Annotated in this window: 22 protein-coding genes; 12 read left to right on the forward strand and 10 right to left on the reverse strand. The window is 50.7% G+C overall.

What is annotated here, in order from left to right:
- Nucleotides 1–4: 4 nt before the first annotated feature.
- From thrS to WBL83_RS02370, 3 genes are all read right to left on the reverse strand, one after another.
- Nucleotides 5–1,933 carry a threonine--tRNA ligase gene (gene thrS, locus WBL83_RS02360; RefSeq protein WP_424587622.1) on the reverse strand — a complete coding sequence of 643 codons (1,929 nt, stop codon included), beginning with the start codon at nucleotides 1,931–1,933 and terminating at the stop codon, nucleotides 5–7.
- A 469-nt stretch (nucleotides 1,934–2,402) separates the two neighbouring features.
- The gene (locus tag WBL83_RS02365; protein WP_424587623.1) at nucleotides 2,403–2,633 is read right to left on the reverse strand and encodes a hypothetical protein; all 231 of its coding nucleotides are present in this window, start codon (nucleotides 2,631–2,633) and stop codon (nucleotides 2,403–2,405) included.
- 268 nt (nucleotides 2,634–2,901) lie between these two features.
- Nucleotides 2,902–3,660: a DUF481 domain-containing protein gene (locus tag WBL83_RS02370; RefSeq protein ID WP_424587624.1), complete on the reverse strand. Its 759-nt coding sequence runs from the start codon at nucleotides 3,658–3,660 to the stop codon at nucleotides 2,902–2,904.
- A 289-nt stretch (nucleotides 3,661–3,949) separates the two neighbouring features.
- On the opposite strand from WBL83_RS02370, the gene pfkB reads away from it, so the two are divergent.
- The 3 genes from pfkB (at nucleotide 3,950) to WBL83_RS02385 (ending at nucleotide 6,234) form a co-directional block, all read left to right on the forward strand.
- On the forward strand, nucleotides 3,950–4,879 hold the full coding sequence (gene pfkB, locus WBL83_RS02375) for a 6-phosphofructokinase II (RefSeq protein WP_424587625.1): 930 nt from the start codon (nucleotides 3,950–3,952) through the stop codon (nucleotides 4,877–4,879).
- Between the two features lie 100 nt (nucleotides 4,880–4,979).
- Nucleotides 4,980–5,270, forward strand: coding sequence for a type V toxin-antitoxin system endoribonuclease antitoxin GhoS (gene ghoS / locus WBL83_RS02380; protein WP_424587626.1), 291 nt, complete (start codon nucleotides 4,980–4,982; stop codon nucleotides 5,268–5,270).
- A 103-nt stretch (nucleotides 5,271–5,373) separates the two neighbouring features.
- Nucleotides 5,374–6,234, forward strand: coding sequence for a fructosamine kinase family protein (locus tag WBL83_RS02385; RefSeq protein WP_424587627.1), 861 nt, complete (start codon nucleotides 5,374–5,376; stop codon nucleotides 6,232–6,234).
- A gap of 39 nt (nucleotides 6,235–6,273) precedes the next feature.
- On the opposite strand, the gene WBL83_RS02390 is transcribed toward WBL83_RS02385, so the two are convergent.
- Nucleotides 6,274–6,810 carry a YniB family protein gene (locus WBL83_RS02390; RefSeq protein ID WP_424587628.1) on the reverse strand — a complete coding sequence of 179 codons (537 nt, stop codon included), beginning with the start codon at nucleotides 6,808–6,810 and terminating at the stop codon, nucleotides 6,274–6,276.
- Nucleotides 6,811–6,976: 166 nt separating this feature from the next.
- On the opposite strand from WBL83_RS02390, the gene hxpB reads away from it, so the two are divergent.
- The 5 genes from hxpB (at nucleotide 6,977) to WBL83_RS02415 (ending at nucleotide 11,612) form a co-directional block, all read left to right on the forward strand.
- Nucleotides 6,977–7,645, forward strand: a complete 669-nt coding sequence (hxpB, locus tag WBL83_RS02395) for a hexitol phosphatase HxpB (RefSeq protein ID WP_424587629.1) — start codon at nucleotides 6,977–6,979, stop codon at nucleotides 7,643–7,645.
- A gap of 155 nt (nucleotides 7,646–7,800) precedes the next feature.
- Nucleotides 7,801–8,562 (forward strand): 2-dehydro-3-deoxy-D-gluconate 5-dehydrogenase KduD, encoded by a 762-nt coding sequence (kduD, locus tag WBL83_RS02400; RefSeq protein WP_424587630.1) that lies wholly within the window; start codon nucleotides 7,801–7,803, stop codon nucleotides 8,560–8,562.
- Between the two features lie 114 nt (nucleotides 8,563–8,676).
- Nucleotides 8,677–9,267 (forward strand): metal-dependent hydrolase, encoded by a 591-nt coding sequence (locus WBL83_RS02405; RefSeq protein WP_424587631.1) that lies wholly within the window; start codon nucleotides 8,677–8,679, stop codon nucleotides 9,265–9,267.
- A 134-nt stretch (nucleotides 9,268–9,401) separates the two neighbouring features.
- A complete protein-coding gene (locus tag WBL83_RS02410) occupies nucleotides 9,402–10,793 on the forward strand; it encodes an L-cystine transporter (protein ID WP_424587632.1) in 1,392 nt (463 codons plus the stop codon).
- 132 nt (nucleotides 10,794–10,925) lie between these two features.
- Nucleotides 10,926–11,612, forward strand: a complete 687-nt coding sequence (locus tag WBL83_RS02415) for a tetratricopeptide repeat protein (protein WP_424587633.1) — start codon at nucleotides 10,926–10,928, stop codon at nucleotides 11,610–11,612.
- A 22-nt stretch (nucleotides 11,613–11,634) separates the two neighbouring features.
- Here the strand turns inward: WBL83_RS02415 and cedA are convergent, their stop codons facing one another.
- Complete coding sequence (gene cedA / locus WBL83_RS02420) at nucleotides 11,635–11,874, reverse strand: cell division activator CedA (protein ID WP_424587634.1); 240 nt, start codon at nucleotides 11,872–11,874, stop codon at nucleotides 11,635–11,637.
- A 157-nt stretch (nucleotides 11,875–12,031) separates the two neighbouring features.
- Between cedA and katE the strand changes: the two genes are divergently transcribed.
- Nucleotides 12,032–14,290, forward strand: coding sequence for a catalase HPII (gene katE, locus WBL83_RS02425; protein ID WP_424587635.1), 2,259 nt, complete (start codon nucleotides 12,032–12,034; stop codon nucleotides 14,288–14,290).
- A gap of 184 nt (nucleotides 14,291–14,474) precedes the next feature.
- On the opposite strand, the gene osmE is transcribed toward katE, so the two are convergent.
- Nucleotides 14,475–14,813, reverse strand: a complete 339-nt coding sequence (gene osmE / locus WBL83_RS02430) for an osmotically-inducible lipoprotein OsmE (RefSeq protein ID WP_424587636.1) — start codon at nucleotides 14,811–14,813, stop codon at nucleotides 14,475–14,477.
- Between the two features lie 264 nt (nucleotides 14,814–15,077).
- Between osmE and nadE the strand changes: the two genes are divergently transcribed.
- Both nadE and yddG read left to right on the forward strand, forming a co-directional pair.
- Nucleotides 15,078–15,902: an ammonia-dependent NAD(+) synthetase gene (gene nadE, locus WBL83_RS02435; RefSeq protein WP_424587637.1), complete on the forward strand. Its 825-nt coding sequence runs from the start codon at nucleotides 15,078–15,080 to the stop codon at nucleotides 15,900–15,902.
- 89 nt (nucleotides 15,903–15,991) lie between these two features.
- Entirely contained in the window at nucleotides 15,992–16,882 is an 891-nt protein-coding gene (gene yddG / locus WBL83_RS02440; RefSeq protein WP_424587638.1) for an aromatic amino acid DMT transporter YddG, read from the forward strand.
- A gap of 129 nt (nucleotides 16,883–17,011) precedes the next feature.
- Here the strand turns inward: yddG and hutU are convergent, their stop codons facing one another.
- Together hutU and hutH are read right to left on the reverse strand one after the other, a co-directional pair.
- The gene (hutU, locus tag WBL83_RS02445; RefSeq protein WP_424587639.1) at nucleotides 17,012–18,694 is read right to left on the reverse strand and encodes a urocanate hydratase; all 1,683 of its coding nucleotides are present in this window, start codon (nucleotides 18,692–18,694) and stop codon (nucleotides 17,012–17,014) included.
- 17 nt (nucleotides 18,695–18,711) lie between these two features.
- Complete coding sequence (hutH, locus tag WBL83_RS02450) at nucleotides 18,712–20,271, reverse strand: histidine ammonia-lyase (protein WP_424587640.1); 1,560 nt, start codon at nucleotides 20,269–20,271, stop codon at nucleotides 18,712–18,714.
- 179 nt (nucleotides 20,272–20,450) lie between these two features.
- Between hutH and hutC the strand changes: the two genes are divergently transcribed.
- Nucleotides 20,451–21,203 (forward strand): histidine utilization repressor, encoded by a 753-nt coding sequence (gene hutC / locus WBL83_RS02455; RefSeq protein WP_424587641.1) that lies wholly within the window; start codon nucleotides 20,451–20,453, stop codon nucleotides 21,201–21,203.
- On the opposite strand, the gene ves is transcribed toward hutC, so the two are convergent.
- Complete coding sequence (gene ves, locus WBL83_RS02460) at nucleotides 21,204–21,749, reverse strand: environmental stress-induced protein Ves (RefSeq protein WP_424587642.1); 546 nt, start codon at nucleotides 21,747–21,749, stop codon at nucleotides 21,204–21,206.
- On the reverse strand, nucleotides 21,749–23,113 hold the full coding sequence (locus WBL83_RS02465; RefSeq protein ID WP_424587643.1) for a formimidoylglutamate deiminase: 1,365 nt from the start codon (nucleotides 23,111–23,113) through the stop codon (nucleotides 21,749–21,751). Before WBL83_RS02465 ends, ves begins: the two co-directional genes overlap by 1 nt.
- Nucleotides 23,114–23,210: the final 97 nt, after the last annotated feature.

Consider the following 23,210-nt stretch of genomic DNA (forward strand, 5'->3'; position numbering starts at 1 on the left):
AACTCTATTCCTCTAGTTGATTAAGATTGCGACTGCGAATTTCTAATTGCAGTTTTTCAATCAATTCGTTGACGTCCATGCTCCCCAAATCTTTGCCACGACGGGTACGAACGGCTACTTTGCCTGCTTCGACCTCTTTATCGCCACAAACTAACATGTATGGGACACGACGCAACGTGTGTTCACGGATTTTAAAGCCAATCTTCTCATTTCTCAAGTCTGCTTTTACACGAATGCCTGCATTTTGCAGTTTACGGGTCAATTCGTTAACGTAATCAGACTGTCCATCAGTGATATTCATGACCACTGCTTGGACTGGTGCCAGCCAGGTTGGGAAGAAACCCGCGAATTCTTCAGTCAGGATACCAATAAAACGTTCCATTGACCCGAGAATTGCACGGTGAATCATTACCGGAACCAGACGTTCGTTGCTTTCGCCAATAAACGAAGCGTTCAAACGTGATGGTAATGAGAAGTCCAGCTGTACAGTGCCACACTGCCATGCACGGTCCAGGCAGTCGTACAAAGTAAATTCAATTTTAGGGCCGTAGAATGCACCCTCACCCGGTTGATAATCAAACGGAATGTTATTTTCTTGCAGAGCAACGGCCAAATCCGCTTCTGCACGGTCCCACATTTCGTCGGTACCGATGCGTTTTTCAGGACGTGTAGACAGTTTCACAACGATTTTTTCAAAACCGAAGGTGCTGTACATGTCATAAACCATGCGAATACAGCTGTTTACTTCGTCACGAACCTGGCTTTCGGTACAGAAAATATGCGCATCGTCTTGAGTAAAACCACGAACGCGCATCAGACCATGCAACGCACCTGACGGCTCGTTACGGTGGCAGCTACCAAACTCAGCCATACGCAATGGCAGGTCGCGGTAGGATTTCAGACCCTGGTTAAAGATCTGAACATGACCCGGGCAGTTCATTGGCTTGATGCAATATTCACGGTTCTCAGAAGAGGTAGTAAACATCGCATCTTTATAGTTGTCCCAGTGGCCGGTTTTTTCCCACAGCACACGGTCCATCATGAACGGGCCTTTCACTTCTTGATACTGGTACTCTTTGAGTTTGGAGCGTACAAACACTTCCAACTCACGGAAGATAGTCCAGCCATCGTTGTGCCAGAACACCATACCTGGTGCCTCTTCCTGCATATGATACAGGTCGAGTTGCTTACCGATTTTACGATGGTCACGCTTGGAGGCTTCTTCCAGACGTTGCAGGTAAGCATTCAGCTGTTTCTTGTCAGCCCAGGCTGTGCCATAGATACGTTGCAACATTTTGTTGTTGCTGTCGCCACGCCAGTAAGCACCGGACGTTTTCTGCAATTTAAAATGATGGCAGAAACGCATGTTCGGTACGTGCGGGCCACGGCACATATCAACGTATTCTTCATGATGATACAGACCAGGCTTATCATCATGGCTAATGTTTTCATCAAGAATCGCGACTTTGTAGCTTTCACCACGGTTCACGAAAGTTTCGCGGGCTTCATGCCAGCTCACTTTCTTCTTGATAACATCGTAATCTTTCTCAGCCAGCTCGTGCATACGCTTTTCGAGCAGCTCAAGGTCTTCCTGCGTCAGCGTGTGGTCGATATCAACGTCATAGTAAAAACCGTTGTCAATCACCGGGCCAATAGCCATTTTAGTGTGCGGCCACAGCTGTTTGATGGCATGACCCAATAAGTGGGCGCATGAGTGGCGGAGGATCTCCAGACCAGCTTCATCTTTTACAGTGATAATCGCAAGTTTGGCATCGTGCTCAATAACATCAGATGCATCAACCAGTTCACCATCAACACGACCAGCGATACACGCTTTTGCAAGGCCTGGACCGATATCCAGAGCAACATCCAGCGGGCTAACAGCATGGTCGTAATGGCGTTGGCTGCCATCAGGAAGAGTAATAACAGGCATTATAAGTCCTTATCTGCAGTGGTGACCCACACGTAAGATCACATGCAACGTTTATTTTGCTTTAGTTTCAATCGGTTGCGTTGCCATCTCGCCTACAATTGCAAGGCCGACAACACAATTTATGCGTGAGCGTGCGCTTCACTGCTTCACGACGGTTAAGAATAGTATCACTTTAAGGAGGATATGTCGCGCTTTGCTGCCAATCACTTTAAGCAAACAATAAGAATAAGCCACTGTTTTATCGCTGCTTTCATATAAATACTATAAGTACTCACTGATATATCGCTAACAATGGTTCCGTGATTAATAAGCTTTACTAAAGTTTTGTGGTGAGAGAATTCATTATGCGGACTCATGTTTTAGAAATAAAAAAACCAAGCTTCATGCTCGGCTTTTTTATATTACGCCACTGTTTAATGGATGAAACAATTACGAGTCGACGTAAGGAGATAATAATTATTGGTAGTTCTTAAGACCACTCACCAGCAACCAATGTGTGGACGTTAAATGCGTCATCCATAGAGCGACCAGTAGACTGCGCACCCGGCTGGATATTGGAGCCAGCTTCAACGTCGGAAACATTCCACGTAGCAGATGGAGCGGTTTGAGTACTTGTAGCTGTGGAAGTTTGTGCAGCAAAGGCACCAAATGAAACCACAGAAAATGCAACGGCTACAGCGGCATATTTAATATTTTTCATATTCGTTATTCTCTTATTAAGTGGACCAGCAAGCTATTAACTCGCCACACAACAAGAGTAGATCCAGATCACACTTTTGACAAGGTCAATTATTTATCAATTCGTGTCAAAATATACAATAGATATGACGAAAAGGCCGATTAAGGAGAAATTATGAAGAGAGTTAAAGTAATTTCATTTTATTTAAAATAAAACTCTGGACCGAAATAATAATAGCACGCATCGATAAAATAAAACAATAAAGCCGGGAGTGACCCGGCTTCGCCAATTACATCTTATAACCAAGCGTAACTGCGGTACGTCTGTCGGTATGCTCAGGCGCAGAATCAGGCGGGTTTGAGTTCCAGGTAACGTTATAGCCAACCCGTAAACCAAAGTGCTCATTGATTGCCACTTCAAGTGCAGTTTCAGAGTTTACCGTAGTATCTTCGCTACCTAGCACCGAAACACCCTGGATAAATTTGGCATTATCGGTCAGCTGCCAGTTATAAATACCAGATGCGTAACCTAACGGCTGGGTCTTGTGGTCGCCATCTGTGTACTCGTCATAACGCACACCAGGACCAAATTCCACACGCAGACTGTGTACCGGGCCACTCAGGAACTGACGACCGTAACCTGCGGTCAGCACATCCCTGGACTGATAACCGTTGTAACGGTCAGTCAACCAGCTCGCCTGACCGAACAGATAATCGCTGTCAGTCATGTTGTAACGGCTACGGCCCCCAATAGCGTAAGTCTCTGAAGAACGCTCATCGTTTGCAGAGGTATTGTTGGCGTTGCCCCACAGTGACCATGCGGTGGAAGATTTATACCAGGTCATGTTGGAGTTGGCGGTCAGCGAGGAGCTGGTTGTGTTACCTGATTGAGCAAGGTAGCCAGCATTCAGGTTGCCTTCGAACGGTTTCTTTGCGGTGGCTGGGTCATCCATGACAGTGAAAACCGAATTATCTGCAATTGCAAAGTGACTCAATAGCGCACTTCCGGTCAGCAAAATTGCAGCCGGTACTGTCTTAACAAAATTCATTTAATCGTCCGTACAACATAAAAAGAAACCATCAAGGTTCCGGAATCTTTACTGTGGATCAAATATTTATGAGCCGTGAAAGGTAACAAATTATAAAAAAGCTCGAATAACATAGCAATGAATTCTTCTTTCATTTTTTGAATAAGAGAGCTCTTAAAACATCTTTATTTTCATAAACATAGTGCGTAAGGGTATTTTACAAATCATTTTATAAATCATGGTGTTAATTGACATTGTCATGTTGAAATCAGTGCTACGCTTTATCCCAATGCAAAATTAAGGAGGATATATGACCCGTATTTATACATTGACACTTGCCCCTTCTCTGGATAGCGCAACTCTGACCGCTCAAATATATCCCGAGGGTAAACTGCGATGTACCGCGCCAGTTTTTGAACCAGGTGGTGGCGGTATTAACGTTGCAAGAGCAATTGCCCATCTCGGCGGGCGCGCAACCGCTATATTTCCATCCGGTGGCGCCACAGGAGAGCACCTCAACAATCTGCTTTTAGACGAACATGTCGCCATTGATACCGTCGATGCCCAGGAATGGACACGACAAAACTTGCACGTGCATGCAGAGTCTACCGGTGAGCAGTACCGCTTTGTGATGCCTGGTGCGGCTCTGAGCGATGATGAATTCCGCAAACTGGAAGAAAAAGTGCTTGCCATCGAATCAGGATCGATTCTGGTTATAAGCGGCAGCCTCCCACCGGGTATTGATGTTTATAAGCTCTGCGACTTAGTCAAATCCGCGCAAAAATCCGGGATACGTTGCATTGTAGACAGTTCGGGGGAAGCGCTAAAAGCGACACTGGAAATAGGCAACATTGAGCTGGTCAAGCCTAATCAGAAAGAGCTCAGCGCATTAGTCAATCGCGACCTCACGCAACCTGATGATGTGCGCAAAGCGGCCCAGGAAATCGTTGCCAATGGCAAAGCCAAACGCGTAGTGGTGTCGCTTGGCCCGCAAGGGGCGCTGGGCGTTGATGCCAATGGTTCAGTGCAGGTGGTACCGCCACCGGTGAAAAGTCAGAGTACGGTGGGTGCGGGTGACAGTATGGTCGGAGCGATGACGCTCAAACTCGCTGAAAATGCCTCGCTACTGGATATGGTTCGTTTCGGTGTTGCCGCCGGGAGTGCTGCGACTCTCAATCACGGCACACAATTATGCTCGCTGGAAAACACCCAAAAAATTTACGACTACTTGCGCAGTTAACCGGCTGCCCCCGCGCGGGGTGGCTAGTCGCATCGGCAAAAGTCGCCATTTTACGCAGATCAACTATGCTAAAACCTTCGGGATAACAATGGGGTGAATCATGAGTAGCGGAGAGATTGAACGCTATGTAGTCACATTAAAGTTCGAGGAACATAACCTCACGGACCTTAACGAAATGAATAACGCACTGACTCGTGGAGGTTTTTTACTCACCCTCACAGATGATGACGGGAAAATTCACGAATTAGGCATCAACTCCTTCGGTTTGATCACCACCTTAAGTCAGACAGAAGTTGAAGAACTTGCCCGGGGCCTCGGTAAACTCGTTCTGGGAGTCGAGCCCGAAGTTTCCAGTACGACCTGGGATGTCTGGCTACAAGAGAGTAAATAGCCAGGTTTTAAAACTCCTGACCGGGGATGTGCGTTAGTTCGAAGTTTGACCCGGTTAACAGCGATAAGCTAATGATCTACCAGACAACCTGGAGAGAAGCATCATGTGGCAAGCCATAAGTCGTCTGTTAAGTGAACAACTCGGTAGCGCTGAAATTGAACAACGCACAGAATTACCTGGCGGCGAAATTCATGCTGCCTGGCGAATTCGCTACGCAGGTCATGAGATTTTTGTCAAAAGCGACACCCGGGAACTGTTACCTATCTTTACTGCGGAAGCCGATCAACTGGAGTTACTTTCACGTAGCAATACGGTGCGAGTACCGAAGGTCTGGGGGGTAGGCAGTGACCGGGATTACAGTTTCCTGCTCCTTGAATATAAGCCGGCAAAACCGCTGGATGCACATAACGCTTTTCTGCTGGGTCAACAACTGGCTCGCTTGCATGAATGGAGTGACCAGCCGCAATTTGGGCTCGATTTTGATAATGATCTTTCCACCAATCCGCAGCCCAATGCCTGGCAACGACGCTGGTCCACCTTTTTTGCTGAGCAACGTATTGGCTGGCAGCTCGAGCTTGCCGCAGAAAAAGGGATTCAGTACGGTGATATCGACCTGATTGTCGATTTTGTCCATCAGGCGCTGGCTTCCCATCAGCCTCAACCTTCTTTGTTGCATGGCGATTTGTGGTCTGGAAACTGCGCGATGGATGCAGACGGACCATTTATCTACGATCCCGCCTGTTATTGGGGCGACAGAGAGTGCGACCTGGCGATGTTGCCGTTACACCCGGATCAACCCCCGCAAATCTATGATGGTTACCAGTCCGTTTCGCCACTTCCCGCCGATTTCTTGCTACGTCAGCCTATTTATCAGCTCTATACCCTGCTTAATCGGGCGAGTCTGTTCGGTGGTCAGCATTTGGTTATCGCGCAAAAAGCGCTGGAGCGCGTTTTGGCCGCCTGATGAGTTCACCACTCCCCACCGCTGGGGAGTGGTGTTTTACTAGATAAAGCCCAGCAAAGAAAAGAAGAAATAACCGATAACGATAATGATGACAGGTAAGACATAGAGCGGGAAAATTTGCAGGAAAATGGTGTGGCGTGGCACCACGATTTTCGCGTCGATCTGTTCCTTAGTTAACCCTTCCGGGCCTTTCGCCTGTTCCAGAATCAACTGGTCTTGAACCCCTTCACGCAAAAACTTCGCCTGTCGACTCATTCGTGCGCCAGATGACTGCAAAGCCAGGCCAATAAATATCAGCGCGTAGATCACCCAAAACAGGATGTTGGCCTGCTGATGGAAGTCAGGTTGCGGCGAGTTGTACCAGAAGAAGTTTAAGAACGGCGTATTAAAACGCATCATCTCAATCATCACATGAGCGAAATCCAGCATCACAGCATTTATCCCTGCCTGTTTTTCGCTGTGCTCATACATAAACTTCAAAATTGAAATGAGTGTAGAAATCACCGCCGGGATGAAAATTACCCAGCCAGCCACACGTTTGAGTACGGCAATGCGTCCAGCTTGTTGATACGTCATTCGTTCCCCTTGGTTGAGACGTAACTTGCACGCACAAAGTTTACCTCGTCTGGTGTGATTTCGCCTGAGCTTTACGGGCGAATTTCACAAAGCAGTGGCAACAACCGTTAATTCCAGCTATTGATAAGAGATCTTAATTGTAATGCACACTGACAGGAGTCAAACCATGGCTGCAACTCGCCAAATTTTAGCTGCGATTTTTGATATGGACGGTTTATTGATTGATTCAGAACCGTTGTGGGATAAGGCTGAGCTGGATGTGCTGGCCAGTATCGGCGTGGATATTTCCCGCCGTAATGAACTTCCTGATACCCTCGGTTTACGTATCGACCTGGTTGTCGACTTATGGTTTGCGAAGCAACCCTGGACTGGCCCGTCATGTGAAGAAGTGACAAATCGCGTCATTACTCGTGCCATTGCATTAATTGAAGAGACTCGCCCTATTCTGCCTGGCGTGCGTGAAGCCGTCGCGTTGTGTAAAGCGCAAGGACTGAAAGTGGGACTCGCTTCGGCCTCACCTCTGCATATGCTTGAGCGTGTGCTGGAGATGTTCGACTTACGTTCTCAGTTTGATGCAATCGCCTCTGCTGAACATCTGCCGTACAGCAAGCCGCATCCCCAGGTATATTTAGACGCCGCCGCAAAACTGGGCGTCGATCCTCTGGCCTGTGTCACGCTTGAAGACTCAGTAAATGGCATGATTGCGACCAAAGCTGCACGTATGCGTTCAATTGTGATTCCAGCCGAAGAAAACCGCGACGACGTGCGCTGGTGTCTGGCGAATACCAGACTTAACTCGCTGACAGAATTACGCGCCGAACACCTGATTGGTTAGTTTCGCTGGATGCGGGTCACCCCCGCATCTGTTTCAAAACCCTACGCACTTCAAATTTTTTAAAACACCATTTCAAATACATTTGAGTTTCCCCCTTCCCGTATCTACTCTTTAGCTACACGCGCAAATGCGCTTTTCCGGATACCGGGGTAACTATGATTCTCGATGCTTTTAATCTGCAAGGCAAAGTCGCTATCGTCACAGGTTGTGACACAGGCTTGGGTCAAGGAATGGCGATTGGCCTTGCCGAGGCTGGTTGTGACATCGTCAGTGTGAGCCGCAAAATCCCGCACGAGACGGCACAAAAAGTAAAAGATTTGGATCGTCGTTTTCTCGCCATCCAGGCAGATTTGAGCCAACAAGACGCGATTCCTGAGATAGTCGCGCAAGCGGTCGCTGGCATGGGGAAAATAGATATTCTGGTGAATAACGCCGGGACCATTCGCCGGGAAGATGCGCTGGAATTTAGCGAGAAGAACTGGGATGACGTGATGAACCTGAACATCAAATCCGTTTTCTTCCTCTCTCAGGCCGTCGCGAAGCAGTTCATTAAACAAGGCAGCGGCGGCAAAATCATTAACATCGCCTCAATGCTGTCATTCCAGGGAGGTATCAGAGTTCCTTCGTATACGGCCTCCAAAAGTGCGGTGCTCGGCGTAACCCGCCTGCTGGCGAACGAATGGGCGCAACACAATATTAATGTCAATGCCATCGCGCCGGGTTACATGGCCACCAACAACACTCAACAACTGCGGGATGACGAAGTGCGCAGCCAGGAAATCCTCGACCGTATTCCTGCGGGTCGCTGGGGTGTTCCTGCCGACCTGCAAGGTCCGATTGTGTTTCTTGCCTCCAGTGCTTCAGATTACGTCAACGGTTATACCGTTGCCGTCGACGGAGGCTGGCTAGCCCGCTAAACATCACGCCGCCGGGCAATCCGGCGGTAGCAAAATGTTACGCCGTCACCTCTTCCGTCTACTGTATAAAATCCCTATACTGTATGAATCGACAGTTTTCATCCAGGTAGTATCATGACGGCGGAAGGTCACCTTCTTTTTTCCATTGCCTGTGCAGTATTCGCTAAAAACGCCGAACTCACGCCTGTGCTTGCTCAAGGAGACTGGTGGCATATTGTGCCCTCAGCCATCCTGACGTGTTTGCTACCTGATATTGACCACCCAAAGTCATTTCTCGGTCAACGCTTGCCCTGGATTTCCAAACCGATTGCCCGCGCCTGCGGCCATCGGGGATTTACGCACAGTTTATTTGCGGTGTTCGCAAGCCTCGCGCTGTTCTATCTCAAAGTGCCTGAAACCTGGGTTATTCCCGCCGATGCCCTTCAGGGCATGGTATTGGGTTACTTGAGCCATATTCTGGCGGATATGCTTACGCCTGCCGGAGTGCCGCTACTTTGGCCTTGCCGTTGGCGATTTCGCTTTCCCATCATCAGACCGCAAAAAGGCAATCAATTAGAACGTGCCTTATGCATGGTGTTCTTTGGTCTGGCGGTGTGGATGCCACAAAGTGTGCCCGATAACAGTGCAGTGCGCTGGTCGTCCCATATGATTATTTCGCTTCAAATGTCCTTTAATAGTTTTTTAAGTAACCATGTGGAACAATAATTAGACGAAATAACTCAAAATGTAATAATCAATTCCTTTTGAATATAAGACTCGTTCTGAGCTTCTGGTACGATTTGCAGAATATAAAGGTGGCAATCAGTCCATCTGGTTAAAATACACTCAGGAGATACGGGATGAATTTTCCACTTATAGCGAACGTAATTGTGTTCGTTATTCTGCTGCTGTTGCTGGCGCAAACCCGCCATAAACAGTGGAGTCTGGCGAAGAAAGTACTGCTTGGTCTGGTTATTGGCGTGGTCTTTGGCCTTGCCCTGCACACCATTTATGGCGAAGACAGCCCGGTACTGAAACAGTCTATTCAGTGGTTTAACGTTGTCGGTAACGGCTATGTTCAGTTGCTGCAAATGATTGTAATGCCGCTGGTGTTTGCCTCTATTCTGAGTGCTGTCGCACGTCTGCATAATGCCTCCTCTTTGGGCAAAATCAGCGTTCTGACCATCGGAACACTGCTGTTCACCACGTTGATTTCTGCTCTGGTCGGCGTGTTGGTCACTAACTTGTTTGGTCTGACCGCAGAAGGCCTGGTACAAGGTACCGCCGAAACTGCCCGTCTGAGCGCGATTGAAACCACTTACGTAGGTAAAGTTGCCGACCTCAGCGTCCCGCAGCTGATTTTGTCCTTCGTACCGAAAAACCCATTTGCTGACCTGACTGGTGCTAACCCCACGTCCATCATTAGCGTGGTGATTTTCGCCGCCTTCCTGGGTGTGGCTGCATTGAAATTGCTGAAAGACGATGCGCCAAAAGGCGAACGTGTTCTGGTAGCCATTGATACGCTGCAAAGCTGGGTGATGAAACTGGTCCGCCTGGTTATGCAACTGACCCCATACGGTGTTCTTGCGCTGATGACCAAAGTGGTTGCCGGTTCAAATCTGCAAGACATCATCAAACTCGGCAGCTTCGTGGTGGCTTCATACCTCGGTCTGGCGATTATGTTTGGTGTGCATGCGATTTTGCTGGCCGTCAATGGCGTCAGCCCGCTGAAATACTTCCGTAAAGTCTGGCCGGTACTGACCTTTGCGTTCACCAGCCGCTCCAGTGCTGCCAGCATTCCATTAAACGTGGAAGCGCAAACTCGCCGCCTGGGCGTCCCTGAGTCCATCGCAAGCTTCGCTGCATCCTTCGGGGCGACTATCGGTCAGAACGGTTGTGCCGGTCTGTATCCAGCGATGTTAGCAGTAATGGTTGCACCAACCGTGGGTATCAACCCGTTGGATCCTGTCTGGATTGCGACATTGGTCGGGATTGTTACTGTGAGCTCCGCAGGCGTTGCCGGTGTCGGTGGTGGTGCAACATTCGCCGCACTGATTGTCCTGCCTGCCATGGGCTTGCCAGTCACGCTGGTCGCACTGTTGATTTCTGTTGAGCCGCTTATCGATATGGGCCGTACGGCACTGAACGTCAGTGGTTCCATGACAGCCGGTACTATTACCAGCCAGCTGATGAAGCAAACCGATAAAGAAGTGCTTAATAGCGATGAAGAAGCTGAGCTGGCGCATCGCTAACCAGTAGCAAAATTACCAAAGAATCTGCGACAATATGCGGCTCCCCTCACAGGGAGCCGTTTTTTTTATTTAAAACTTAGAGCACCCGCATAGGGCGCCAAAACACTAGATCTCTACGGACCCCTTATCTCTATGAAACATTTCTGTATTTTGTTATTGCTCTGCGTCTGTTCGGCGTGGGCCGAAACACCTGATACCCCTTATCTGCAACATGCGCAGGAAGGTGACAGTCGCGCGCAGTTCTATCTTGCCGATACGCTGTTTAGTGCAGGTGAATACCAGCAGGCCGAAAGTTGGGCGGAAAAGTCAGCGGCTCAAGGTGATGCTGATGCCATGGCACTGCTGGCCCAGTTGAAAATTCAGGACCCTGACGCTGCGGATTATCAGCAAGCGAAATCACTCGCCGAAAAGGCGGTTGAGCGTGGCAGTAAAATTGGCAATGTGACACTGGCTCGCATTCTGGTGAACACCCAGGCGGGCACACCTGATTATCCAAAAGCGATGCAGTTACTGGAAAGTGCGTCACAAGATATTGAAAGTGACTCTGCGGTCGATGCGCAAATGTTCATTGGCTTACTGTATGCCAATGGTGTGGGCATCACGCAAGATGATGAAAAAGCGACATTCTGGTTTAAGCGCAGCTCAACGCTTTCCCGCTCGGGTTACGCGGAGTACTGGGCTGGGATGCTGTTTTTAAACGGGGACAAAGGCTTTATTACCGCCAATAAACAAAGGGCGTTGCAGTGGCTGAACCTCAGCTGTACTGAAGGCAACGACACCGGCTGCGAAATGTTCGAGCAAATCAGTAACGGCGGATAAACCCGCCGTTCATCGAAATCTTTCAGGAAATTTCATTTTCATGTCTGACCTGCATCGCCCAACGTTGAGCCGATTCCGGTAACGTAAAGGGAGGTGACTGACGGAATGCAGTCCCCACCAGCACAAAAGCCACATAGCGATTGCGTAGCATCCAGACATCTTTAAACCCTTCTACTCGCCAGGCATGAGCCGGTGGCGCGGGTTCAACACGCGGTTGGTACGTAATAACGGGACGAGTATTTGGTTGGCGCAAAGGTTTCATAGGCAATGGAATCAAAACTGAATTGATGAACAACTTCACTATGATAGCGGAGAAACCCCCTCCACGTCTCGCGTTGAGATGGTCTTGTTCTATAGTTAAAGGTGTTTTGGCTATTCAAAGCATCGTTATAACAAGACAAGAACAGGAGATGAGTTTAATGTCGAAGCACGATAAACATCCGTTAAGTCACAGTGCACCAATACACGACGCCAATGAATCCAAGCCCGGTATGGATTCTCTGGCACCCGAAGATGGATCTCACCGCCCTTCAACCGAACCCAGTCCTCCAGGGGCTCAGCCCACTGCCCCAGGCAGTTTTAAAAGCCCGGACACCTCTAACGAAAAACTAAAATCCCTCGATGTACATCGCAAAGATGGCGAAAACTTCCCGCTCACCACCAACCAGGGTGTGCGTATTGCCGACGATCAAAACTCACTTCGCGCGGGTACGCGTGGGCCTACGCTTCTGGAAGATTTTATTCTGCGGGAAAAAATCACCCATTTTGACCATGAGCGTATCCCCGAGCGCATCGTTCATGCCCGTGGTTCAGCGGCGCATGGTTACTTCCAGCCTTACAAAAATATGGCCGACGTCACCAAAGCGGATTTTCTTTCCGACCCTGACAAAATCACTCCAGTGTTTGTACGCTTCTCAACCGTACAAGGCGGTGCAGGCTCTGCCGATACCGTGCGTGACATCCGTGGGTTTGCCACCAAATTCTATACCGAAGAAGGTATTTTCGATTTAGTCGGTAACAACACCCCGGTGTTCTTTATTCAGGATGCGCATAAGTTTCCTGATTTTGTCCACGCCGTGAAACCTGAGCCACACTGGGCTATACCGCAAGGTGGCAGCGCGCACGACACGTTCTGGGATTATGTATCACTACAACCCGAAACGCTGCACAACGTCATGTGGGCGATGTCTGACCGTGGTCTTCCGCGCAGCTATCGCACCATGGAAGGGTTTGGGATCCACACCTTCCGCATGATTAATGCCGAAGGCAAAGGAACGTTTGTGCGTTTCCACTGGAAACCTACCGCCGGTAAGGCATCACTGGTGTGGGATGAATCGCAAAAGCTGACGGGGCGCGACCCGGATTTCCATCGCCGCGACCTGTGGGAATCCATTGAGGCAGGCGATTTCCCGGAATATGAACTGGGCCTGCAGCTCATCCCGGAAGAAGATGAGTTCAAGTACGATTTCGACCTGCTTGACCCAACTAAACTGATCCCAGAAGAGCTGGTTCCGGTTCAACTGGTGGGCAAAATGACGCTCAATCGTAATCCGGATAACTTCTTTGCCGAAAACGAACAGGCGGCCTTCCATCCAGGGCATATCGTTCCGGGGCTTGATTTCAGTAATGACCCGCTGTTGCAGGGGCGTTTATTCTCCTATACCGATACGCAAATCAGCCGCCTTGGTGGCCCGAACTTCCATGAAATCCCTATCAATCGCCCGGTCTGCCCGTATCACAATTTCCAGCGTGACGGCATGCACCGCATGGATATCGACAGCAACCCGGCTAACTACGAACCTAACTCCATCAACGACAACTGGCCGCGTGAAACGCCTCCAGGGCCAAAACGTGGTGGCTTTGAGAGTTATCAAACGCGAGTTGAAGGGCACAAAATTCGCGAACGTAGTCCATCGTTTGGCGAATATTACTCCCAGCCGCGTCTGTTCTGGCAAAGTCAGACGCCAGTTGAGCAGCAACATATTATTGGCGCCTTTAGCTTTGAATTATCGAAAGTCGCGCGGCCTTACATCCGCGAGAGAGTGTTGGATCATCTGACACACATTGATATCTCACTCGCACAACCGGTTGCTGAAAATCTCGGTATCGAACTTTCCGACGAGCAGATCCACGTCGCCCCACCTAAAGATGTGAATGGCCTGAAGAAAGACCCGAGCCTGAGTCTGTATGCGGTGCCAAGTGGCACGGTGAAAGGCAGAGTGGTGGCGATCCTACTCAGTGAAGATGCCAATGCAGCGGATGTGCTGGCGACCATGCAAGCCCTGAAGGCGCAAGGCGTGCATAGCAAACTATTGTTCTCGCGGATGGGTGAACTGAGCGCTGACGACGGCTCTTTGCTTCCAATAGCAGCGACCTTTACCGGTTCGCCATCGGTCACTGTCGATGCGGTGATCGTCCCGGGTGGCGATATCAGTTCCCTTCTGAAGAATGGCGATGCCACGTACTATTTGATGGAAGCTTACAAGCACTTAAAAGTCATCGGCCTTGCAGGTGATGCCCGTCAGTTTAAAGCTAAACTGGGCATTGACAGCCAGGGTGAGGAAGGCATTGTTGAAGGTGACACTGTCACTAATACCTTTACGGATGATTTCCTGAAAAATCTTGCCGCACACCGCGTCTGGTCACGGGATAATAAGTTGAGCCATCTCCCGGCGTAGCCCACAAAAAAGCCGTCACATCTGTGACGGCTTTTTTATTTCAAATTAATACGATGTTTCCCTAACTCATTCGAATTTTGTAGGGTGGATAAGCGACAGCGTCATCCACCATTTACACCTGACTGTCGGATGTCGCTACGCTAATCCGACCTACAAAAATGATTTTTCAGTTAAGACAGAGAATTTATTTCTTGGTTTGCGGGTCGGTATCGTATTCCGCACAAGTCTGGTAACCGGAGTTAATCACATGACCGGTGTCATCCAGTGCGACGAAGTAAGTTTCGGTTTTACCTGCGCGCTCACCCAGAACATAAGTCTGGCAAGTCCCACGTGCGTGGATCATGGTGACTTCTGAAGAAGGCTTACCTGCAACCTGCTGCACTTGTTCACGACTCATGCCTTTTTTCACATCTTTAACCACCGGCGTTGCCACCTGGTCTTTCGTGCGGTCATACGCCGTACAACCCGCAAGCATTGTCATAACCGCTGCTGCACCTAAAAATCCTGCAAACTTCATGTTCATATTTTATCCTCGTTTTTCAGGGTATTGCTCATGCGTGTTATTTAAGCCTGGAATATAAAAGAGGATTTTTCAACTAACCAGACCAAATGAACAATTTTTAGGATTATTATACAAAACACCACGTTAGCTCCAAATCGCTCTAAATCACGCCAAATGATTCCATGGCACGAGCATGAGTCTTGTCGTTTTACCGACAAACGGGTAGTTTTAACAAATTGAGTTTTGCTCCCTGCTCGCGCAGGTACACCGTAACCGGAGGGTTAAATGACTCTGCAACAAGAGATTATCCAGGCACTAGGTGTTAAACCACAGGTCGACCCACAGCACGAAATTCGTGTCAGCGTCGATTTTTTGAAGTCGTATCTGAAAAGATACTCGTTTATTAAGTCTCTGGTACTGGGTATCAGCGGCGGCCAGGACTCCACACTGACAGGCAAACTTTGCCAACTGGCTATCAATGAACTGCGCGACGAAACCGGTGACGATAGCTACCAGTTTATCGCGGTACGTTTGCCGTTTGGTGTGCAGGCAGATGAACAAGACTGCCAGGATGCGATCACCTTTATCCAGCCTGACCGCGTGCTAACCGTGAATATCAAAGGCGCCGTGTTGGCCAGCGAGCAAGCATTACGTGAAGCAGGAATTGAACTGAGCGATTTCATTCGTGGCAACGAAAAAGCCCGCGAGCGCATGAAAGCCCAGTACAGCATTGCCGGAATGACCAAAGGCGTGGTGGTGGGTACCGATCATGGCGCTGAAGCCGTGACTGGTTTCTTCACCAAATACGGCGATGGTGGCACCGATATCAACCCTATTTTCCGTCTGAATAAACGTCAGGGCAAAGCGTTGCTTAAAACTCTGGGTTGCCCGGAGCATCTGTACCAGAAAGCGCCAACCGCGGATCTGGAAGATGATCGCCCTTCTCTGCCGGACGAAGCCGCTCTTGGTGTCACTTACGAACAGATTGACGATTATCTGGAAGGTAAAACTCTGGATGAAGCTACCAGCAAAATCATCGAAGGCTGGTATCTGAAAACTGAACACAAACGTCGCCCACCGATTACGGTGTTTGACGATTTCTGGAAATAATCATTTCTAAAAAAAGTGTCGGATGGCGCTAAAGCTTATCCGACCTGGCAGGTTTCAACTGCCATCTGACAATACCTATCTGGACACACATGGACAGCGCTGCAAAACGCGCCACAGCCTTTGGCCTGCTGGCGATCCTCCTCTGGAGCACCTCAGTTGGGTTACTACGCAGTATCAGCGAACATTTTGGCCCCGTCGGCGGTGCCGCGCTAATTTACACCGTTAGCGCCCTTTGCCTGTGCCTTGCGCGGGGATTACCCAAAGTACGCGAAATACCGACCCGCTATTTATGGATTGGTGGCGGTTTATTTGTTAGCTATGAAATCTGCCTCGCGCTAGCCATTGGCCTTGCGAACAGCCGCAGCCAGTCGCTGGAACTGGGGATGATTAACTATTTGTGGCCGAGCCTGACCATTCTTCTCGCGCTGGTTATCAACCAACAGCGCAGCAATTTATGGCTCTGGCCAGGACTGGCACTTTCTCTGGCGGGCATCGTTCAGGTGATGAAAGGCGATGGTGACTGGTCGCCATTGCAGATGTGGCACAACATTCTCGATAACCCGCTGGCCTACGGGCTGGCTTTTGCCGCAGCCCTCATCTGGGCGTTGTACTGCAACATTACGCGCCGTTGGAGCCACGGGAAAAACGGTGTGTCGCTATTTTTTTGCGCGACCGCGATGGTGCTGTGGGTGAAGTTTGCTTTCGTTAGTGAAGCCCCTGTTCACTTTTCGCTGCCGTCTACACTGCAACTTTTGTTTATGGGCGTGTCTACGGCGGTAGCCTACTCGGCGTGGAACCACGGGATCCAACGTGGAAATATGACGTTGCTTGCCACCGCATCCTATTTCACACCGGTGCTCTCGGCGTTGATCGCGAGTTTGTGGTTAGGTTTGCATCCGGGATGGGGGTTTTGGCAGGGAGTCGCGATGGTGGTTGGCGGGTCACTGCTGTGTTGGCTAGCAACCCGCCGCTACGGATAACTCTTCATACTTCGAGCCGCAGCTGTGTTGGCTGTACTCCCAAACCCCAGTCACTTACTTTAGTAAGCTCCTGGGGATTTGCTCATTTGCCGCCTTGCTGCAACTCGAATTCTTTTGAGTTACTGATACTCATAGGCAGGGCAGTTTTAAATCGTGTGCTTTTGCGCACTCAATAGCACTTTCATAACCGGCATCGGCGTGGCGCATCACACCTGTCGCGGGATCATTCCATAACACCCGACCTAAGCGCACTTCCGCTTCTGGTGTGCCGTCAGCAACAATCACCACACCGGCGTGTTGTGAGAAGCCCATCCCCACGCCGCCGCCATGATGCAAGCTGACCCACGTGGCGCCGCCTGCTGTATTGAGCAGTGCATTCAGCAACGGCCAGTCAGAAACCGCATCGGAGCCATCTTTCATCGACTCGGTTTCACGGTTGGGTGAAGCCACCGAACCACAATCCAGATGATCACGGCCAATCACCACCGGTGCTTTCAACTCACCATTACGCACCATTTCGTTAAACGCCAGCCCTGCCCGATGGCGCTCCCCCAGTCCTAACCAGCAAATACGTGCCGGTAAGCCCTGGAAGGCGATGCGCTCTTGAGCCATATCCAGCCAGCGATGCAAGTTGTGGTTATCCGGGAACAACTCTTTGAGTCTGGCATCGGTTTTCGCAATATCTTCTGCATCACCCGACAATGCCACCCAGCGGAATGGCCCTTTACCTTCGCAGAACAACGGGCGAATGTAAGCGGGAACAAAACCCGGGAAATCAAAGGCATTTTCTACGCCTTCATCAAAAGCAACCTGGCGGATGTTATTGCCGTAATCCACGGTTGGCACGCCCATCGCCCAGAAATCAAGCATCGCCTGCACATGTAACGCCATCGACTGGCGTGCCGCTTTTTCGACGGCTTTCGGCTGCGCACTGCGCTCGCTTTGCCAGCGCTCATCACTCCATCCTAGCGGCAAATATCCATTGACGGGATCGTGTGCCGAGGTTTGATCGGTCACAATATCTGGCCTGATGCCACCGGCTTTCGCGCGTTTCACCAGCTCTGGCAGAATTTCTGCGGCGTTGCCTAACAAGCCTACGGAGATAGCTTTCTTATCCGCATTGGCTTGTTCGATAATCGCTAATGCCTCATCAAGATTTGTCGCTTTGTAGTCGAGATAACGGGTGCGCAGACGGAAATCAATGCGCGACTCCTGGCATTCAATCGCCAGTACCGAAGCACCCGCCAACACGCCTGCCAATGGCTGCGCGCCACCCATTCCACCTAAGCCTGCGGTCAGGATCCACTTGCCACGCAAATCACCGCCATAATGCTGACGCCCTGCTTCAGCAAAGGTTTCAAACGTGCCCTGCACGATGCCTTGCGCACCGATATAAATCCACGAACCGGCAGTCATCTGGCCGTACATCATCAGCCCGGCTTTATCGAGCTCATGGAAATGATCCCAGGTAGCCCAATGTGGCACCAGGTTGGAGTTAGCGATTAACACGCGCGGCGCGTCAGTGTGGGTGCGGAAAATGCCCACCGGTTTACCGGATTGCACCAGTAGTGTCTCATCGGCTTTTAAGCTGCGTAATGAAGCAAGGATCTGCTCGAAACATTCCCAGTTACGCGCCGCTTTGCCGATCCCGCCATACACCACCAGATCCTCAGGGCGTTCTGCGACATCGGGATCAAGGTTGTTCTGGATCATGCGGTAAGCCGCTTCGATCAACCAGTTTTCACAATGCAAGGTGCTACCGTGTGGTGCGCGTACCGTGCGGGCAACCGCCTGTTTAACAGATTCAGTCATTGTTATGGCTCCCGGCATTACGCCATTGTGGAAGGGAAAAGTTGAATAATGACAGCAGGTAACTCGCCGCTGGCACCCCACTGGCGCATGCTTTCAATATCTGGAGCCAGTAAGCGATCTTTATCGAGGAAGGCAACACGCTCGCGCACGCCGCTGAAAACCTGTTCCATGACTGGTGAACTGCGCAGCGGGCGTGAAAACTCAATACCCTGCGCGGCGGCCATCGCTTCAATACCCACCACGGCGGCAGTGTTAAAACACATATCCCCCAGGCGGCGAGCGGCGTAGGTCGCCATGGAAACGTGATCTTCCTGGTTGGCCGACGTCGGCAGGCTGTCGACACTGCCCGGATGCGCCAGTGATTTGTTCTCAGAAGCCAGGGCAGCGGCTGTCACCTGCGCAATCATAAATCCGGAGTTGATCCCGCCCTCTTTCACGAGGAATGGCGGCAAACCAGACAGCCCGGTATCAAGCAGCAATGCCAGACGGCGTTCGGAAATCGCCCCAATTTCAGCCACCGCCAGCGCGATAATGTCGGCGGCGAACGCCACCGGCTCGGCATGGAAATTTCCACCAGAAATCACTTCACCGGTTTCGCTGAACACCAGCGGGTTATCCGATGCGGCGTTAGCTTCGATTTGCAGCACTCGGGCGGCGTGGCGCAGGTTATCCAGGCATGCGCCCATCACCTGCGGGACACAGCGAATGGAATAGGGATCCTGCACCCGTCCGCAATGCTGATGGGAATCGACAATTTCGCTATCTGCCAACAATGCTCTGACAGCGGCAGCGACTTCAATCTGCCCGGTTTGCCCACGCGCTTCATGAATACGCGCATCAAACGGTTTGACTGAGCCTTTAATCGCTTCAAGGGATAACGCACCGGCCACCAGGCCCGCACCAAAGACTTTCTCGCCTTCAAACAGGCCGCGTAATGCCAGTGCGGTGGAAACCTGGGTACCGTTGAGTAACGCCAGACCCTCTTTTGGCCCCAGCACTAACGGCTCAACGCCCGCCATTTTTAGCCCGGCGACGGCAGGTAACTCTTCGCCGTTAATGCGTACATTCCCTTCGCCCAACAACATCAGCGAAAGATGCGCCAGCGGAGCAAGGTCGCCCGATGCGCCCACCGACCCTTTTTCAGGGATAACCGGCATCACACCGGCATTAAACAGGCGCAACAAACTGTCGATAACGTTCATACGCACACCGGAGTGACCGCGCGCCAGGCTGATGATTTTGCTGGCCAGTACGAGGCGAACCACATCGTCTGGCAGGGGTTTTCCAAGCCCGACGCTGTGCGAAAGCACCAGATTACGTTGCAGTTCAGCCAGATGGTCTTTCGCAATGGTGGTTTGCGCGAGTTTGCCAAAACCGGTATTTATGCCGTAAACCACATCGCCATGATTGACGATGGCTTCAACGGTTTGTTGCGCTTTTACAACCGCATCAATGGCCTGTGGATCAAGACTGAGCGTGACAGTTCCATGGTAGATTTCACGCAGTGTGGCGAGCGTTACGCGACCCGGAGTAAGACAGCAAAGCTTTTTTTGCAGCGACACTTTTTGCATCGACATAATGACATCCTGATGGCATCAATTCATATGAACGTATAGAGTTGTATAGACAACTTAACTAATAAACCAAAATGACCGCCAGCAGGTCATAGGTAATTTTTATTGAACAGTGAGCGAGATCGCGCTTTCGCTGCAAAATTAAACGTTCGCCCGGGCGATGGGGATTAAAGGAACTGCCAATGTCTGAAATTCAGCCACTCGTTCAGCTACGCGCTGCGATCAGTGATTTACCCGCCCCGATTTACTTACGGGTTAAGCAGGCCATTATTAGTCAGATTCGTAGCGGCAACTGGCTTGCCCATCAGCGCGTGCCTTCGGAAACCGAGCTGGTAAATTCGCTGAATATCAGCAGGATGACGATCAATCGCGCACTTCGTGAACTTACTGCAGAAGGATGGCTGGTGCGGATGCAGGGTGTCGGGACATTTGTCGCCGAGCAAAAAGGCCATACCGCCATGCTGGAAGTGGGGAGTATCGCCGAAGAGATTACTGCGCGCGGGCATCATTATCGCAATCAAATCGTCGCCCTTGAGCAGGTGAAAGCCGATGAAAAGATGGCACACGCCTTTTCGTTCAATGTTGGCGAACCGCTGTTTTACTCACAATTGGTGCATTACGATAACGATATGGCGGTGCAACTGGAGACGCGTTATGTGAATCCGGCGCTGGCTGCAGAATACCTGCAACAAGATTTCCGCTTGTTCACACCCCACCATTACTTGAGTAAGGTCGCGCCGTTAACCTCAGGCGAACATATTGTTGAAGCGGTGCTGGCTGATGAAACGCAGCAAGGGTTACTCGAAGTGACGTCCAGCCAGCCATGCCTGCTGATTCAGCGCCGCACCTGGCATCATTCGCAGGTGGTGACGGTGGCCCGGTTGTTGTATCCGGGCTCGCGTTATCAACTGGTGGGGAGTTTTACTGGCAAGTAATCACAGATAGGTAATTTCGCTAAACAGCAACGTCCCTTCAGACTTCAGCAAGCGCAGGGTGTGGCGGCCATCTTGCCACCACGCGCCTTGCTCCGCAGTCAGCAATTTTTCACCCAATTGCCACTCACCGCTAAGCACATAAACAATGCCGCCACGCGGTGCGAAGGTGGTAAATGTGCGGTCAGCCACCCGCACTTTGGCACGGCAACGGTCACGATGAGTCATGATATTAAAATCCATCGACATCCCTTGCTTCAGCTCCGCTTTAACCGTGTAATCCCCGGCAAAGGCAAACGGCTGAAAGTGCTTGAGGGTATGACGGAACGCCTTTCCCGCATCCAGAACCACCTCCCCGCCTTCCAGTAACGTGATGACGCGGTCGACTTGTGGGAAAGCCGAAAACTCACCGCTACTGGCGATTGAAGCGATACTGGCACGCCAGTTGAAATCACGTGTTGCGGGCGGAAAGCAGCAAATTTCGCGGGTTTCTCCAGCCCCGTTTCGCCATAAGCTGACGGGTACTTTCCGTATATCAAAAAATTCCATCACCACTCCTGAAGCGTGCGCATCACCTGCGCAAACTGTGCCTGACTTTGTTCATCGAGTGGATGCTGCCGGTCTGAAATCACCTGCTTTCCTGCAACCCACACGTCTCTAATTTGTTCGCTTCGCCCACCAAACAGCCAGCGATTGAGCAGCGCGTAGTCTTCGATATTGGCCAACCACGCATCACGCTCGAGGACTAACCAGTCGGCACGTTGTCCCGGCGCAATCATCCCCATCGCCACGCCACATGCCTGTGCTCCACCCGCTGCGGCCTGACGCCAGAGCACTTCGCCAACTTGCGGTAATTCGGGTAACACAATGCGGTTACGGCGACGGTCGCGCAGGCGTTGCGCGTACTCAAGCCAGCGTAATTCTTCCAGCGCATTGACTGAAACATGGCTGTCAGAGCCAATTCCCCAGTGGCCACCCTGGGCGATGAAATTCGTCGCCGGGAAAATGCCATCGCCAAGATTGGCTTCGGTAGTCGGACATAGCCCCGCCACCGCGCGGCTTTCCACAATCTGGGTAAGCTCTTCTGCCGATAAATGCGTGGCGTGAACCAGGCACCAGCGGTCATCAACTGCAAAGCGATTAAACAGCCATTCCACAGGACGTTCACCGCTCCAGGCCACGCAGTCATTCACTTCTTTCTCTTGCTCGGCAATATGGATATGTACCGGTAAGCGATAGTCGCTCGCTTCGAGCACATCTTCCATTTGCTCCTGCGTCACCGCCCGCAACGAGTGGAAACACAAGCCATGATTAATGCGTGGATAGCGACGTAATGCGCTGCCCAATGCCTGTTGCTGGCGCAAATAGCGGTCGACATCCTGAATAAATCTTTTCTGCCCAGCCTGCGGTGGTTGCGCACCAAAACCCGCGTGGCTATACAGCACTGGCAGTAGCGTTTGCCCTATTCCGGTGTTATCGGCAGCAAGCAGCAATTGCTGTAGCATCAAATCGCCTGACGCATACGGTTTACCGTTAAGATCATGATGTAAATAGTGAAATTCAGCGACCTGCGTGTAACCGCCCTTGAGCATATCAATATATAAATGCGTGGCGATCGCACCGACTTGTTCCGGCGATAATTTCTGCACCATGCGGTACATCATGTCGCGCCACGTCCAGAAACTGTCCTGCGGATCACCCGCGACTTCGGTCAGACCGGCCATCACCCGCTGAAAAGCGTGTGAGTGTAAATTCGAAATAGAAGGGATCACGATGCCCGCGAGCAGAGTGGCATTCTCTCCGGATGCGCCAACCTCGACATGAGTAATCATCCCTTGTTCGTTGACGGTAATACGCACGTTGTGTCCCCAACCTTGTGGGAGCATCACAACTGGAGCAAAAAATGCTGGCATAGTCTTAATTCCTTCTTTTGCGATGCCAATGATTTAGCGATTAATTCGGCCTAACGCAAACCAAATTTAAAAGCTGTTCATCGTTTGCCAAAAAATT

Origin of the sequence: Buttiauxella sp., from assembly GCF_049686335.1 — a bacterium.
Taxonomy (GTDB): domain Bacteria; phylum Pseudomonadota; class Gammaproteobacteria; order Enterobacterales; family Enterobacteriaceae; genus Buttiauxella.

Bases quoted from the DNA above. Each gene is read 5' to 3' on its own strand.
- hutC (WP_424587641.1), top strand. From the start codon at position 20,451: ATGTCTGAAATTCAGCCACTCGTTCAGCTACGCGCTGCGATCAGTGAT.
- nadE (WP_424587637.1), top strand. From the start codon at position 15,078: ATGACTCTGCAACAAGAGATTATCCAGGCACTAGGTGTTAAACCACAG.
- katE (WP_424587635.1), top strand. From the start codon at position 12,032: ATGTCGAAGCACGATAAACATCCGTTAAGTCACAGTGCACCAATACAC.
- WBL83_RS02390 (WP_424587628.1), bottom strand. From the start codon at position 6,810: ATGACGTATCAACAAGCTGGACGCATTGCCGTACTCAAACGTGTGGCT.
- kduD (WP_424587630.1), top strand. From the start codon at position 7,801: ATGATTCTCGATGCTTTTAATCTGCAAGGCAAAGTCGCTATCGTCACA.
- WBL83_RS02415 (WP_424587633.1), top strand. From the start codon at position 10,926: ATGAAACATTTCTGTATTTTGTTATTGCTCTGCGTCTGTTCGGCGTGG.
- WBL83_RS02365 (WP_424587623.1), bottom strand. From the start codon at position 2,633: ATGAAAAATATTAAATATGCCGCTGTAGCCGTTGCATTTTCTGTGGTT.
- WBL83_RS02405 (WP_424587631.1), top strand. From the start codon at position 8,677: ATGACGGCGGAAGGTCACCTTCTTTTTTCCATTGCCTGTGCAGTATTC.
- hutU (WP_424587639.1), bottom strand. From the start codon at position 18,694: ATGACTGAATCTGTTAAACAGGCGGTTGCCCGCACGGTACGCGCACCA.
- thrS (WP_424587622.1), bottom strand. From the start codon at position 1,933: ATGCCTGTTATTACTCTTCCTGATGGCAGCCAACGCCATTACGACCAT.
- ghoS (WP_424587626.1), top strand. From the start codon at position 4,980: ATGAGTAGCGGAGAGATTGAACGCTATGTAGTCACATTAAAGTTCGAG.
- yddG (WP_424587638.1), top strand. From the start codon at position 15,992: ATGGACAGCGCTGCAAAACGCGCCACAGCCTTTGGCCTGCTGGCGATC.
- WBL83_RS02370 (WP_424587624.1), bottom strand. From the start codon at position 3,660: ATGAATTTTGTTAAGACAGTACCGGCTGCAATTTTGCTGACCGGAAGT.
- pfkB (WP_424587625.1), top strand. From the start codon at position 3,950: ATGACCCGTATTTATACATTGACACTTGCCCCTTCTCTGGATAGCGCA.
- WBL83_RS02385 (WP_424587627.1), top strand. From the start codon at position 5,374: ATGTGGCAAGCCATAAGTCGTCTGTTAAGTGAACAACTCGGTAGCGCT.
- hxpB (WP_424587629.1), top strand. From the start codon at position 6,977: ATGGCTGCAACTCGCCAAATTTTAGCTGCGATTTTTGATATGGACGGT.
- WBL83_RS02410 (WP_424587632.1), top strand. From the start codon at position 9,402: ATGAATTTTCCACTTATAGCGAACGTAATTGTGTTCGTTATTCTGCTG.
- ves (WP_424587642.1), bottom strand. From the start codon at position 21,749: ATGGAATTTTTTGATATACGGAAAGTACCCGTCAGCTTATGGCGAAAC.
- cedA (WP_424587634.1), bottom strand. From the start codon at position 11,874: ATGAAACCTTTGCGCCAACCAAATACTCGTCCCGTTATTACGTACCAA.
- hutH (WP_424587640.1), bottom strand. From the start codon at position 20,271: ATGTCGATGCAAAAAGTGTCGCTGCAAAAAAAGCTTTGCTGTCTTACT.
- WBL83_RS02465 (WP_424587643.1), bottom strand. From the start codon at position 23,113: ATGCCAGCATTTTTTGCTCCAGTTGTGATGCTCCCACAAGGTTGGGGA.
- osmE (WP_424587636.1), bottom strand. From the start codon at position 14,813: ATGAACATGAAGTTTGCAGGATTTTTAGGTGCAGCAGCGGTTATGACA.